The sequence below is a fragment of the Sphingomonas sp. J344 genome (assembly GCF_024700005.1).
In the GTDB taxonomy this organism is placed as follows: Bacteria; Pseudomonadota; Alphaproteobacteria; order Sphingomonadales; family Sphingomonadaceae; genus Sphingomonas.
This window is the reverse complement of sequence record NZ_JAJONB010000002.1, coordinates 733,913-746,687: the sequence shown is the minus strand read 5'-3', so window position 1 is coordinate 746,687 and position 12,775 is coordinate 733,913. Positions and strand designations below refer to the sequence as shown.

General features: G+C 66.1%; 11 protein-coding genes and 6 pseudogenes. 9 read left to right on the top strand and 8 right to left on the bottom strand.

The features are described from left to right. Window positions 1-408 (bottom strand): annotated as a pseudogene (locus LRS12_RS19805) (hypothetical protein); the annotation flags it as partial. Between the two features lie 175 nt (window positions 409-583). Between LRS12_RS19805 and LRS12_RS19800 the strand changes: the two are divergent. From LRS12_RS19800 to LRS12_RS19775, 6 genes and pseudogenes are all read left to right on the top strand, one after another. Continuing rightward, a pseudogene (locus LRS12_RS19800) lies at window positions 584-1,166 on the top strand (CvpA family protein). Continuing rightward, window positions 1,163-1,601, top strand: a pseudogene (locus tag LRS12_RS19795) (iron-sulfur cluster assembly scaffold protein). The pseudogenes LRS12_RS19800 and LRS12_RS19795 overlap by 4 nt, the downstream one beginning before the upstream one ends. Then, window positions 1,601-3,422, top strand: a pseudogene (locus LRS12_RS19790) (monovalent cation:proton antiporter-2 (CPA2) family protein). Before LRS12_RS19795 ends, LRS12_RS19790 begins: the two co-directional pseudogenes overlap by 1 nt. Beyond that, on the top strand, window positions 3,419-3,793 hold the full coding sequence (locus LRS12_RS19785; protein ID WP_257846163.1) for a diacylglycerol kinase: 375 nt from the start codon (window positions 3,419-3,421) through the stop codon (window positions 3,791-3,793). The pseudogene LRS12_RS19790 and the gene LRS12_RS19785 overlap by 4 nt, the downstream one beginning before the upstream one ends. Continuing rightward, window positions 3,790-4,122 (top strand): DUF423 domain-containing protein, encoded by a 333-nt coding sequence (locus tag LRS12_RS19780; protein ID WP_257846162.1) that lies wholly within the window; start codon window positions 3,790-3,792, stop codon window positions 4,120-4,122. The genes LRS12_RS19785 and LRS12_RS19780 overlap by 4 nt, the downstream gene beginning before the upstream one ends. Further along, on the top strand, window positions 4,101-4,271 hold the full coding sequence (locus tag LRS12_RS19775; RefSeq protein ID WP_257846161.1) for a hypothetical protein: 171 nt from the start codon (window positions 4,101-4,103) through the stop codon (window positions 4,269-4,271). The genes LRS12_RS19780 and LRS12_RS19775 overlap by 22 nt, the downstream gene beginning before the upstream one ends. Before the next feature lie 3 nt (window positions 4,272-4,274). On the opposite strand, the gene LRS12_RS19770 is transcribed toward LRS12_RS19775, so the two are convergent. From LRS12_RS19770 to LRS12_RS19765, 3 genes are all read right to left on the bottom strand, one after another. Then, on the bottom strand, window positions 4,275-5,567 hold the full coding sequence (locus LRS12_RS19770; protein WP_257846160.1) for an EAL domain-containing protein: 1,293 nt from the start codon (window positions 5,565-5,567) through the stop codon (window positions 4,275-4,277). A gap of 63 nt (window positions 5,568-5,630) precedes the next feature. Continuing rightward, on the bottom strand, window positions 5,631-5,966 hold the full coding sequence (locus tag LRS12_RS20200) for a leukotriene A4 hydrolase C-terminal domain-containing protein (RefSeq protein ID WP_308223066.1): 336 nt from the start codon (window positions 5,964-5,966) through the stop codon (window positions 5,631-5,633). Then, complete coding sequence (locus LRS12_RS19765; protein WP_308223065.1) at window positions 5,888-7,504, bottom strand: M1 family aminopeptidase/hydrolase; 1,617 nt, start codon at window positions 7,502-7,504, stop codon at window positions 5,888-5,890. The genes LRS12_RS20200 and LRS12_RS19765 overlap by 79 nt, the downstream gene beginning before the upstream one ends. A gap of 89 nt (window positions 7,505-7,593) precedes the next feature. Here LRS12_RS19765 and LRS12_RS19760 point away from each other — a divergent pair, with 89 nt between their 5' ends. Then, window positions 7,594-7,956, top strand: coding sequence for a PRC-barrel domain-containing protein (locus LRS12_RS19760; protein WP_257846159.1), 363 nt, complete (start codon window positions 7,594-7,596; stop codon window positions 7,954-7,956). Here the strand turns inward: LRS12_RS19760 and LRS12_RS19755 are convergent. From LRS12_RS19755 to LRS12_RS19740, 4 genes are all read right to left on the bottom strand, one after another. Next, window positions 7,953-8,171, bottom strand: a complete 219-nt coding sequence (locus LRS12_RS19755) for a DUF2842 domain-containing protein (protein WP_257846158.1) — start codon at window positions 8,169-8,171, stop codon at window positions 7,953-7,955. The genes LRS12_RS19760 and LRS12_RS19755 overlap by 4 nt on opposite strands. Next, complete coding sequence (locus tag LRS12_RS19750; RefSeq protein ID WP_257846157.1) at window positions 8,168-8,722, bottom strand: 5-formyltetrahydrofolate cyclo-ligase; 555 nt, start codon at window positions 8,720-8,722, stop codon at window positions 8,168-8,170. Before LRS12_RS19750 ends, LRS12_RS19755 begins: the two co-directional genes overlap by 4 nt. 219 nt (window positions 8,723-8,941) lie before the next feature. Then, the gene (locus LRS12_RS19745; RefSeq protein ID WP_308223064.1) at window positions 8,942-9,280 is read right to left on the bottom strand and encodes a cell division protein ZapA; all 339 of its coding nucleotides are present in this window, start codon (window positions 9,278-9,280) and stop codon (window positions 8,942-8,944) included. Continuing rightward, window positions 9,280-9,468 (bottom strand): hypothetical protein, encoded by a 189-nt coding sequence (locus LRS12_RS19740; RefSeq protein ID WP_257846156.1) that lies wholly within the window; start codon window positions 9,466-9,468, stop codon window positions 9,280-9,282. The genes LRS12_RS19745 and LRS12_RS19740 overlap by 1 nt, the downstream gene beginning before the upstream one ends. A 147-nt stretch (window positions 9,469-9,615) precedes the next feature. Between LRS12_RS19740 and tkt the strand changes: the two are divergent. After that, window positions 9,616-11,581, top strand: a pseudogene (gene tkt, locus LRS12_RS19735) (transketolase). Window positions 11,582-11,603: 22 nt separating this feature from the next. After that, window positions 11,604-12,613 (top strand): annotated as a pseudogene (gap, locus tag LRS12_RS19730) (type I glyceraldehyde-3-phosphate dehydrogenase). Window positions 12,614-12,775 lie beyond the last annotated feature (162 nt).

The following is a 12,775-nucleotide window of genomic DNA, read 5'->3' as shown; positions in this document are numbered from 1 at the left end:
CCTGTGGGTGCCGAGATGCTCGGCGATTACCCCGACCAGCGGCACCAGGACGAGATTGCCCCCCTGCAGAGCCAATGCGATCCACCCCATGCGGCCCAGCCGTTCGGCGTTTTCGGGAACGAACGGATCGCCGTCGCCGACCGTGTCGATGATCCGGATCAGCGTGCGAATGAACGCAATGCCGAGCCCAAGGATGAGGACCAGCATCGCCGCCCCCGCGGTCACCCACCAGACCGTTCCGCGCGTCGCATCGGTCAGCTGCGGTGCGAATTGCTGGTCGGGAAAGGCGAGCAGCGCAGCCACCGCGACGATCCCCGCGATGATCAGCATGCCCATGATGACCATCAGCAGACGAAGGAGGAGCAATGTGAATCCCAGCAGTGGGTCGCCCGATTTTAACGTTGCCATGTATCGATCTCCAATATGAGAGATATTGATATTCGATAATCTTGTCGGCCATGCCTGTCAACAAAATTTATCGAAAAACAATATGGTTTCCGATGCGGGACAAAAGTGCGATTTCCCGCTTCGCCCGGCGACGCGGCGGGGCTATTGAGCGGGCTGCTGCGGGAAGGGCTTGGCAATGGGACTGACGGCGATCGACATCTTGGTGCTGCTGGGCGTCGGGGCCGCAGCGATCACCGGGTTCATGCGCGGCTTCGTCACCGAAGTGCTGTCGCTGATGGCGTGGCTGCTCGTCGTCGCCGCGATTCGATTTCTCCACACCCCCCGTCGCCGCAGCGCTGGCCGAACCGGTCGGGACGGTGCAGGGGGCGGCGGTGCTCGCCTTCGCGCTGCTCGGCGGCATCGCCTATTTCGGTGGGCGCGTGGTTGCCAATTCGATCGGGTCGCGTACCCGCTCCGGGTTCCTCGGGCCGGTCGACCGCGCGCTCGGCGTGGCGTTCGGTGCGATCAAGGGGCTGATCCTCGCCAGCCTCGCCTTCCTGCTCGTCGCGCTGGTCGTCGACACGGTCAGCGGCGGCCCGGCGCAGCGCCCCGAATGGATGACCCAGGCACGGACCTATCCGTTGCTCAACGCTACCAGCGCCAGCATCGCCGAATTCGTCGACCGCCGCCGCCGCGGCGAACCGGTATTCGGCAACGACACCGACGCCGACGACGACGCGCTTGCGAACGGGTCGGACGTGGTTACATCGGAGCGATGACCCAGCCGCTCTACAATACACAGATTTTGCGGCTCGCTGCCAGCATCCCCCATCACCAGCGCCTCGCCAGTCCGATGGCGAGCATCGAGAAACGCTCCCCGGTCTGCGGCAGCCGGGTGGCCGTCGATGTTGATCTCGACGCCGAGGGCCGCGTCGTTGCGCTCGGCATGCAGGTCCGCGCCTGCGCGCTCGGTCAGGCATCGGCGTCGCTGATGGGCGCGCACGCCATCGGTCGCACGGCGGCAGAACTCGATATGACCCGCGCGGCGCTGACAAACTGGCTGGCCGGGGAGTGCGACACGCCGCCCGATTGGCCCGGTCTCGATCTCTTCACCCCCCGCACTCCCGCACAGCGCGCGCCACCCCTCGATCCGCCTCGCCTTCGAAGCGGTGGCCGAGGCTGCAGCACTCGCCCTCCGCGAAAAGGCCGCCTGATGGACCACAGCGCCGCACACAGCTTCGTCGCAGAGGGCGCGCCGCTGCTCGGCTTCGCGCTGCTCTTCGTCCTGATCTTCCGCCGCATGGGGCTGGGCGCGACGCTCGGCTACCTCGTCGCCGGTGCTCTGGTCGGGCCGCAACTGCTCAACCTGGTGGGTGAGGCGGAGACCAAGATGGGCATCGCCGAATTCGGCATCGCCCTGCTGCTGTTTCTCGTCGGCCTCGAACTCAGCCCGTCGCGGCTGTGGCGCATGAAGCGCGACATTTTCGGCTTCGGCCTGCTGCAGGTCGTGCTGTGCGGACTGGCGCTCAGCGTGGTGATCGGATTCGGCGCGAATTTCTCGCTCCCCCGCCGCGCTCGCGCTCGGCCTGCCGCTCGCTCTGTCCTCGACCGCACAGGTCCTGCCGATGCTGCAAAGCGCCGGGAGACTGCGCACCCCGTTCGGCGAACGCGCCTTCTCGACCTTGCTCTTTCAGGACATCTCGATCGTCCCGCTGATCACGATCATCGCGATCCTCAGCCGCAATCCGGCGGATGCGCAGGGCCCTTCCGGCTGGCTGCTCGCCATCTACACCGTCGCCGCAATCACCGGACTGGTACTCGCGGGCCGCTACCTGCTGCGCCCGTTGTTCAAGCTGATCGGTAATTGGGGCGAGCGCGAATTGTTCGTATTTGCCGGCCTGTTCACCGTCGTCGGCAGCGCCGCGCTGATGCAGTCGATCGGCCTCTCGACGGCGCTCGGCGCATTCATCGCGGGCGTGATGCTCGCCGACAGTCCCTACCGGCACGAGCTGGAGGCGGACATCGAGCCGTTCCGCTCGATTCTGCTCGGCCTGTTCTTCCTTTCGGTCGGCATGATGCTCGACCTGTCGGCCATCGCCGAGCGCCCGGTGTTCGTGCTCGGCATGGCCGCCGCGCTGATTGCGACCAAGACAGTGGTTATCACCGGCCTCGCCATGGCATTCCGCATGCCGTGGCGTCAGGCGCTCGCATTGGGCCTGTTGCTCAGCCAGGGCGGCGAATTCGGCTTCGTCCTGTTCGCCCAGGCGCAGAACGCGCTGCTGATCGCGCCCGAAGCGGTCAGCGTGTTCAGTGCGGTCGTCACCCTGTCGATGGCGACCACGCCGTTCCTGATGATGTTCACCGCCCGCTTCCGCGTCGAGGAGAGCGAAGCGACCGGCGAGCGCGAAGGCCCGGTGTCCGACGGGTCGAACGCGCTGATCGTCGGCTATGGCCGCTTCGGCCAGACGGTGGGTCAGATGCTCAATGCCCAGGGCATCGGGGTCACGCTGATCGACACCGATATCGAGATGATCGACATCGCCGGCCAGTTCGGGGCCAAGGTCTATTATGGCGACGGCACCCGCATCGACATGCTGCGACAGGCGGGCGCGGCGGATGCGCAGCTGATCCTGTTCTGCATCGACGGCGACAAGATCGGCCCGGAACTGGTCGAGGCGGTGCACGAATCCTTCCCCAACGCATCGATCTTCGTGCGCACCTTCGATCGGCGCGCGCTGCTCAAGCTGAAGGGTACGCCGGTCAAGGGCGTAGTGCGCGAAGTGATGGAATCGGCGATCCTGATGGCGCGCAAGGCGATGGAGGCGGTCGATATCGACCTCGAACAGATCGACCGCACCGAAGATCTCTACCGCCGTCGCGACCGCGAACGGCTGCGCATCCAGCATGAAGCGGGCAGCCTGCTCGCCGCGCGGGAAGCGATCATGGGCGATCCCGACCTCGACTGGCGCCCCGGCCGTCGCGACGCGCCCGATCCGCTGCCGTCCGACACGGTCGAGGACGACGATCGCCTGTGAAGAACCCCAAGCTTCGTGAGCGTGTCGGCTTTGCTCTGGCAGGATGGCACGCCGCCTGGCTACGCGAGGCAAGCTTTCGTACCCAGGCAGCCGTCGCCATAGCAGCGCTCATCGGCCTCATCGTTCTGCGGCCGGCACCAATCTGGTGGGCCATTGTCGCGGTTACGGTTGCGCTGGTGCTTGCGCTGGAGCTGATCAACTCGGCGCTGGAGGCGGTCATCGACCCGTTGCACCCCGGCATCCATCCCGAGATCAAGGCTGCAAAGGACATGCTGGCCGGAGCTGTGCTGATGATCAGCGTCGCGGCGGTCGCGGTAGGCGCGGCGCTGTTGATCGCTCAATCGGACAGCTGGATCGAGTGGCTGCAATGAACTGGCTCGTCGCATTGGCCGCCCTCTCGGGCGCTATCGCCGTCGGCGCAGGCGCGTTCGGGGCGCATGGGGCGGAGGGCAAGGCCGCCGAATGGCTGCGCACCGGTGGCACCTATCAGCTGATCCACGCGGTCGCGGCGCTGGTCGCGGTGCAGATGGGCGCGAAGGGACCGGGCTGGCTGTTCGTCGCGGGCGGCGCGCTCTTTGCCGGGACGCTCTACGCCATGGCGCTCGGCGCACCGCGCTGGCTCGGCGCAATCACCCCGATCGGCGGTGCCGCGCTGATCGCTGCCTGGCTGTGGCTGGCGTGGCACGCACGACAAGGCTGAGCGTCTGCTACCGCAAGCGGCGCTTCGCGGACGGCGACGCGGCGCTGGAGGCCGCGCTTGCCGCCGACATCCCCCTGCGTCCCTATCGCTGCGACCGCTGCTTCGGCTTCCATTTGACCAGCCAGACCAAGGGGAAGCGTAGCCTGTAGCGATCAGCTCGCCGCGCGCAGCCCGACCGCATTTTCCGCAACGATCGCCGCCAGCGGCTGCGGCCGTCCCAGCAAATAGCCCTGGATCAGATCGATGCCGAGCGCGCGCAGCACCGCCAGTTCGTCCTCGCGTTCGACACCCTCGGCAATCAACCGGCTGCCCGTATCGCGCGCAAACATCATCAGTCCGGCGGCGAGTGCGCGGCGGCCCGGATCATGCTGGATGTCCTCGATCAGGAACCGGTCGAGCTTCACCAGATCTGGGCGCATCTGGATGATCTGCTGCAGCCCGCTATAGCCCGATCCGGCATCGTCCACCGCGATCTTCAGCCCCTCGGCGCGCAGCGGTGCGAGACGCTCCAGCAGCGTGCAGATGTCCGAAACCCGGTCATGCTCGGTGACTTCCAGCACGACGCGGTTGAGCGGCGCGCGGCGCAGGATATCGGTCAGATCGGGCGACATAGCCGTGGCCGGGCTGGCGTTGACCGACAGATAGCTATGGTCGGGAAGCTGCGACAGGCCGCGCAACGCACGGTCGATCGCGAACAGCTCGAACGCCACGCCCATGCCAATGCGACTGGCCTGATCGAACCATTTGTCGGGCGAGCGATAGGGTTCGACGCTGATCCGCGCGAGTGCCTCGTAACCGGCAGGCCGTCCCTGTGAGAGGCTGAAGATCGGCTGATAGTGGATCTCCATCAACTCACCGGCAATGATCTGTTCGATCGCCGCGCGCGACGCGGCGGTTTCTTCGCGATTGCCCAGGTCACGCTCGATCTCGAACGCAGCCAGATCGGCAAAGGCGCGCATCATGCCCAGATCGCGCGGGTTCAGGGATGGATTGGCGAAGGGTCCGAGGCAGCAGAACATGCCATAGGTGCGCCCGTCCGACAGCCGGATCGGCACGCTGACATGCGCGCCGATCGGCACCGCGCCGGTAATCGGCATCGCTGCCGCGATCGGTTCGGCGGCGGTGTCGGGGATCAGTTCGGGTAGCCGCCCCTCCAGGATATGCCGACAATAGACATCGTCGAGCGAATGGACGTCGCCGGCCTTGGCGAGGTGCTCCAGCCCCGGCGCATCGACGACGCGGAACACCGAATCATTGCCGACGAATTCGGAGACATAGGCGACCTGCAGGCCGAGATGCGCGCGTACCGCCTGTAACGCGCGGCTGATGACCGCGTCGGGACTCGAACGGTCGCTGGCGTGCGCGATGATCTCGCGCAACGCCGATGACTGGACGGCTTGTTCACTCTCCGACATCGCGCGTGCCCCGCTTGGGATCTCATCCATAATGGATCCTTCCGGTGCAAGCTGCCCCAGATGCGTGAAGATTTCGTCACGCCGTGCGTCAGGTCACTTCGGGTCGAGGATTCGCGTCACCGCCCCCACCGTCACCGGATGGTAGCCCGGCTTCGCCTTCGCAAAGATCTGCCGCGCGATCGGTTCGCCCCATTCGCCCTGTGCCTTCAGCCCGCGATAGAGCGGCGTCACCAGCAAATTGCGGCCGACGCGGGTCAGATACTCCTCCAGCGCCGGCACGACGGGTTCGTAGCGGTTGGCGATCGCCAGATCGAACCATGCCGACTGGACATAGGCGTTCTGCGACCGCGTCAGCCCCAGCGCCGCGTCCAGCTCGGCCAGCCGCGCCGCGCTCTGCTGGCGGGGAGGTTGCCGAGCAGCCGCTGCCATTGCTGCGTCTGCCATCCTTTGGCGTCGATCGCCGACGCCGGTCCGCCCGCGTTGAACGCGGCGAGCTGCGCATCGACCTTGGCCAAGGTCGCCGATTTCACCTGTACCGCGTTCGACGGCACGCCCGGCTGATAGACCCAGCGGTCGAGCTGCAGCCTGGCCTCCAGCGCCTTGTCGCCCTTGATCAGATGCGTGCGGATATCGGCGAGGAACCCCGCGCTGGTCTGCGGCTGGAAGGCGTACCGGTCGAAATAACCGCGCAGATAGGCGTCCCAGCGGGTCCGTCCCACCGCGACCTCGATCGTGCGCAGGAAGATGCTGCCCTTCAGATACGCGAGCTGCCCCGCATCGCCCCCCGGCTCGCCACGCAGCCGCGTCGACGGTGCCGCCTCGCCGCCTGCATTCTTCACGTCGCGCAGCATCCCCGCATAATCCAGGTCGGAATAGATCGCCGCACGCTCCTTGCCGTACAGCGCCTCCATGATCCGGTTCTCGAAATAGGTGGTGAAGCCCTCGTTCAGCCACCCGTCCGCCCAGGTCGCGTTGGTGACGAGGTTCCCCGACCAGCTATGCGCAAGCTCATGCGCGAGGACGTCGGTGTTCGACTTGTCGCCCGTAATGATCGTCGGGGTAAAGAAGGTGAGATTGGGGTTCTCCATCCCGCCATAGGGGAAGGACGGCGGCAGCACGAGCATGTCGTAGCGGCCCCAGCGATAGGGGCCGTACAGCGCCTGGGCCGCATCGATCATCTTCTCGATATCGGCGAATTCGGAGACGGCGGCGTCGATCATCCCCGCCTCGGCCCAAACCCCGGTGCGCGGTCCGACTTCCTTGAACTTGAGGTCGCCCACCGCGATCGCGATCAGATAGGGCGGGACCGGATTGTCCATCCGGAAGCGGAACTTGCGGCGATAGTGCGGGACCAGCTCGCCCTTGTCGCCATCCAGCATCTGGCCACTCATGACTGGAACAAAGCCGTCGGGAACGGTAATTGTCGCCGACCAGGTCTGGCGGATACCCGGACTGTCCTGCGTTGGAATCCAGCTGCGATTGTTGATCGACTGCCCCTGGCTGAACAGGAAGGGCAGGGTCTTGCTCTGAGTCTGCTCGGGGGTGAGCCATTGCAGCGCGCGGGCACCGGGGCTGGCGACATAGGCGATGCGGATCTTCTTCGCCCCGTCGAGCTGGACGGTCAGCGGGCTGCCGAGCTGCGGGTCTTTCGGGCCGACCTTGTGCGACAGCTTGACGTGATTCTCGTTGGTCACCGCCGCGATATTGAGGTCGAGCGTGTCGAGCACGATCTCCTTCGCACCCTTCGCCACCTCGATATCCAGCACCGCGACCCCGCTGATCGTCTTCGCCGCGAAATCAAGGTGCAGGTCGAGATCGACATGAGTCACCCGCGCTTCGGCGGGACGGGCATAGGTCCACACATCCTTCGCCTCGGGCGTGGTCAGGACCGGCGCGACCTTGGCGGTCTGGGCGAGGGCGGGGGCAGTGGAGGCGAGCAGCAAGGCTGCGAGGGTCAGGATACGCATGGTCGCATCTGCTACGATCCCGGGTCGCTCGGCACAAGCGCGCCGCTCATGCGTTGATCGTCCAGTCCCTAAAATCGAGGAGAGATGCGATGAATCCCACCGTCGACAGCCCAAATCCCCTGATCGCCTCTGACCGCGTCGAAGGCACGACCGTCTATGACACCTCCGGCGAAAAGCTCGGCCATGTCGAACGCTTCATGGTCGACAAGGTGTCGGGCAAGGCCGAATATGCCGTGATGGCGTTTGGTGGCCTGTTCGGCATCGGCCACCGCCATTATCCGGTGCCGTGGCAGGCGCTGACCTACGATACCGACAAGGACGGCTATGTCGTGTCGCTCAGCAAGGAAAAGCTGGAAAACGCGCCCTATTATGACCGCGAAGGCGACGAACCGAGCTACGACCGCGCCTATGGGCAGGAAGTGTACGCCTATTACGGCGTGCCGTACCTCTAGGGTTTGGGCAGCCCCCAGCGGCCGGTTTCCATCCAGCGCAGCAGTGGTTTGAGCGGCAGGATCCACACGATCCCGGTAAAGACGTAGAAGACCAGCTGGATGAGGACCGGCCACTGGCCGACGATCCGCGACAGGCTCGCCACCGCGACGCACCAGATGATGATCAGCACGACGATTGCGAACGCGCCGACAGGCTTGCGCCAAGACGGGGTCATTCCGCCGCCTCGCCATGCGCGGCGGCTTCGGTGACGACGCCATGCAGCGGCATGTCCCAGACATCGATCGCCAAGGCCTCGACCTGCTGGACCGACCAGGCGATGCCGATTCGCCACGCATCGGGCAGCCGCTCGAATACCCGGTCATAATGGCCCGCGCCCTGACCCAGCCGGTTCATCGCCGCATCGAACGCCAGCAAGGGAGCCAGCACGATATCGGGATCGCATTCCGGCCCGTTGTCGTCCGGCTGGCGGAGGCCAAGCGGCCCGTCGATCAGCACATGCTCCGGTTCCCACGCAAAGAAGCGCACCGGCGATTCGCGGCTTGTGACATGCGGCAGCACGATGGTGCACCCCGCCTCGCGCGCCGCCCATGCGATCGCGGTCGGATCGGCCTCGCTGCCGACCGGGACATAGGAGGAAACGACGACCCCCGGCGCGAACCGTGCGAGCAAAGCGGGCGGCGGCTCGATCACGCCCCCGATCGTCATCGCAAACTCGTCGCGCAGCGCGCGCATCCGGGCGCGCAGGGTCCGTTTATCGTCAGCCATCCTTCTGCGTCTCGCCTCCGGCGAGGCGGCGGTGCCAGCCCGCATTCCGAGCTGGAACCGCGCAGCTTCGCTGCCAAATCAACAGTTGGCGGGACCACCATGGGCCGTGTGCTTGAATATCCTCTGACGCCGTTTACGTCAGGTGGGGACCATGTGCCACAGGCCAGGACCTGAGCAGGGACAGCCCCCATGGATGATGAATCGCCTCAGGGATAATCGCTAAAGCTCGCACCGGGCAGTACCCGCCACCGTCAATTTAGGGCTTCGCGACCGAATCCTCAAGAGCGGTTGCGACCGCTTCCAGCCGGTCCGCCAGATTGTCGAGCAGCACCGGCGACACGCCCCCGGCGGGTTGCGCTCTGCCTCATCGACCTGATCGGCCAGGATCAGCGCCAGGAACAGCAGGGTCCGCTCGCTGCTCATCCCGCCCGATGCGCGTATTGCGGTGTCGGTATGCCGCTCGAGCAGCGCACCGAGCCGTTCGAGATGCAGTTCCTCGCCATCGCGGCAGGCAATGACATGGTTGCGCCCTGCGATGGTCAGCGTCACCTGACCCATCAGTCCTCGCCCTCCTGCGCGATCACCGCATCGAGCGCCGCGATCGCCTCCTCGACCCGCCCGCGCAGCGCCGCGTGGCGTTGTTCCAGCCGTTCGGCGTCGAAGGCACACGGCGCGCCGCCGCAGCCTCGATCCGCGCAAAGGGCGCGCTCGATCCGGTCGAGCGCGGAAGGTGCCGCATCCGCCATGCGGGGGTGGATAGGGGGGCTTTACCCGCGCCGCAACCCCGCGCGGTTGACGACTGCGCCCGCGCGCCCCATTGGCACGCCAACTTCGATTCGCCGGGCCGTGGCGAGACTCAACGCGACGCGCGCAGGCCCGAAAGGGGATATGCCGTGACCATTTCATTCGCCGACCGCGCCAACGCCATCCGCGCCTTGTCGATGGACGCGGTGGAGGCCGCCAATTCGGGCCATCCCGGCATGCCGATGGGCATGGCCGATGTCGCGACCGTGCTGTTCAGCGACTATCTGAAGTACGACCCGACCGACCCCAAATGGGCCGACCGCGACCGCTTCGTGCTGTCGGCAGGCCACGGCTCGATGCTGATCTATTCGCTGCTGCACCTGACCGGCTATGCCCGTCCGACGCTCGACGACATCCGCAACTTCCGCAAGGTCGGGTCGCCCTGCGCCGGGCACCCCGAGAATTTCGAGCTGCCCGGGATCGAATGCACCACCGGCCCGCTCGGTCAGGGCCTCGCCATGGCGGTCGGCATGGCGCTCGCCGAGCGTCACCTCAACGCCGTATTCGATGACTCGATCGTTGATCACCGCACCTGGGTGATCGCGGGTGACGGCTGCCTGATGGAGGGCATCAACCACGAGGCGATCGGCCTTGCCGGGCATCTCAAGCTCGGTCGCCTGATCGTGCTGTGGGACGACAACGACATCACCATCGACGGCAAGGTGTCGCTGTCGTCGAGCGAGAATATCCCCGCCCGCTACGAAGCGACCGGCTGGCATGTCGTCGCCTGCGACGGGCACGATCCGGCCAGCATCGCTGCGGCGTTCGACGCCGCGCTCGCCGACCCGCGCCCCTCGCTGGTCCGCTGCAAGACGGTGATCGGCAAGGGCGCCCCGAACAAGGGCGGGACCAGCAAGGTTCACGGCTCGCCGCTGGGTGCCGAGGAAGTTGCCGCCGCCCGCGAAGCGCTCGGCTGGAACCACGCTCCGTTTGAAATTCCCGCCGACATTGCAGCCGCGTGGCTCGACGCGGGCAAGCGCGCCGCTGCGCCCAAGGCCGAGTGGACCGCACGCCTCGCCGCCCATGCCGACCGCGCCGAGTTCGAGCGCCGCATGGCGGGCGACCTCCCGGCCTTCAACCTAGACAGCTACATTGCCGATCTGCTCGCCAACCCGCCCAAGGTCGCGACGCGCAAGTCGAGCGAAATGGCGCTCGAACCGCTGACCGAAAACCTGCCCGAAACTGATCGGGGGCTCGGCCGACCTCACCGGCTCCAACAACACCAAGACCAAGGCGACCGGCCCGCTCACCGCCGAAAACTATGCTGGCCGCTATGTCTATTACGGCATCCGCGAATTCGGCATGGCCGCCGCGATGAACGGCATGGCGCTGCATGGCGGTATCATCCCCTATGGCGGCACCTTCCTCGTCTTCTCCGACTATGCGCGCGGCGCGATCCGCCTGTCGGCACTCCAGCGCGCGCGCGTCGTCTATGTCATGACGCATGACAGCATCGGCCTCGGCGAAGACGGCCCGACGCACCAGCCGATCGAGCATCTGCAGAGCCTGCGCGCGATGCCCAATCTCAACGTCTGGCGTCCGTGCGACGCGGTCGAAACTGCCGCCGCCTGGCACCTGTCGCTGCGCACCACCGATGGCCCGTCGATGCTGGTCCTCACTCGCCAGAATCTCCGTCCGCTTGTCGCTGAGGGGCAGGTCGCCCAGATCGCCAACGGTGCCTATCGCCTCGAGGCAGCGCAGGCCGAGCGCAAGGTCATCCTGCTCGCCACCGGTTCGGAAGTCGAGATTGCGGTCGATATCCGCGCCGCGCTTGAAGCGCAGGGGATCGGTGCCGATGTCGTCTCGATGCCCTGCACCGAGGCGTTTGACGCGATGCCCGCCGCCTATCGCGACGACATCCTGCCCCGCAACGTGCTCCGCGTCTCGATCGAGGCGGGCAGCACTTTTGGCTGGCAGCGTTACACCGGCATCCACGGTCTCAATTTCGGCATCGACGGCTTTGGCGCGTCGGGTCCGGCCGAGGATCTTTACCGCCATTTCGGGCTGACCGCCGACGCGATCGTGCCCCAGATTATCGAACGGCTTGCCGTCTAACTTGCCGTCTAAGGAGAGACGAATGACGAAGGTTGCGATCAACGGATTCGGACGCATTGGCCGTCTGGTGGCGCGCGCCATTCTGGAGCGCCCCGACAGCGGTCTGGAACTGGTGACGATCAACGACCTGGCGGACGCCAAGTCGAACGCCTGGCTGTTCAGCCGTGATAGCGTGCACGGCAAATATCCCGGCACCGTGAGCGCGGACGGCGATGACCTGATCATCGACGGCAAGCGCGTGAAGGTGACCAAGGAGCGCGATCCCGCGAACCTGCCGCACGCCGCCAATGGCGTCGACCTCGTCCTCGAATGCACCGGCTTCTTCACCGACCGCGCGTCGGCCCAGAAGCATATCGATGCCGGCGCGAAGAAGGTGCTGATCTCGGCCCCGGGCAAGAATGTCGACCTGACCGTCGTCTATGGCGTCAACCACGACAAGCTCGAGGCCGGCCACACGATCGTGTCGAACGCATCGTGCACCACCAACTGCCTCGCGCCGGTGGCCAAGGTGCTGAACGACAGCATCGGCATCGAACGTGGCCTGATGACCACGATCCACGCCTACACCAACGATCAGAAGATCCTCGACCAGATCCATGACGACATGCGCCGCGCCCGCGCTGCGGCGATGAGCATGATTCCGACCACCACCGGCGCCGCGCGCGCGCCGTGGGTGAGGTGCTTCCGGAGCTGAAGGGCAAGCTCGACGGCTCGTCGGTGCGCGTCCCCGTGCCGGACGGCTCGCTGATCGACCTGACCTTCACGCCGAAGCGCGACACGACCAAGGAAGAGGTCAACGCGATCCTCAAGGCCGCGTCGGAAAGCGGCCCGCTGGTCGGCGTGCTCGCATTCAGCGACGAGCCGCTGGTGTCGATCGACATCGTCCACAACCCGGCATCGTCGACCATCGACAGCCTCGAAACCGCAGTCATCGACGGCAAGCTGGTCCGCGTGGTCAGTTGGTACGACAATGAATGGGGCTTCTCGAACCGCATGGTCGATACCGCCAGCACCATGGCGAAGCTGGGCTGAACCCGACAACCACACTGCCGCAAGCGGTAGGGCGCAACATGCTCCCCTCCCGCTTGCGGGAGGGGCTGGGGGAGGGCCTGTCACCCCGCTGAACCATCGGATTGGCAGGCGGCCGCTTTCCTACAGCCGCCCCTTTCGGTTAGGGTCGAACCATGACGCACA

What these genes read in the sequence shown, in the direction of transcription:
- LRS12_RS19765 (WP_308223065.1), bottom strand. Translation starts at nt 7,504, where the DNA reads ATGCGTATCCTGACCCTCGCAGCCTTGCTGCTCGCCTCCACTGCCCCC.
- LRS12_RS19750 (WP_257846157.1), bottom strand. Translation starts at nt 8,722, where the DNA reads ATGGCTGACGATAAACGGACCCTGCGCGCCCGGATGCGCGCGCTGCGC.
- LRS12_RS19780 (WP_257846162.1), top strand. Translation starts at nt 3,790, where the DNA reads ATGAACTGGCTCGTCGCATTGGCCGCCCTCTCGGGCGCTATCGCCGTC.
- LRS12_RS19740 (WP_257846156.1), bottom strand. Translation starts at nt 9,468, where the DNA reads ATGGCGGATGCGGCACCTTCCGCGCTCGACCGGATCGAGCGCGCCCTT.
- LRS12_RS19770 (WP_257846160.1), bottom strand. Translation starts at nt 5,567, where the DNA reads ATGGATGAGATCCCAAGCGGGGCACGCGCGATGTCGGAGAGTGAACAA.
- LRS12_RS19760 (WP_257846159.1), top strand. Translation starts at nt 7,594, where the DNA reads ATGAATCCCACCGTCGACAGCCCAAATCCCCTGATCGCCTCTGACCGC.
- LRS12_RS19745 (WP_308223064.1), bottom strand. Translation starts at nt 9,280, where the DNA reads ATGGGTCAGGTGACGCTGACCATCGCAGGGCGCAACCATGTCATTGCC.
- LRS12_RS20200 (WP_308223066.1), bottom strand. Translation starts at nt 5,966, where the DNA reads ATGGCAGCGGCTGCTCGGCAACCTCCCCGCCAGCAGAGCGCGGCGCGG.
- LRS12_RS19755 (WP_257846158.1), bottom strand. Translation starts at nt 8,171, where the DNA reads ATGACCCCGTCTTGGCGCAAGCCTGTCGGCGCGTTCGCAATCGTCGTG.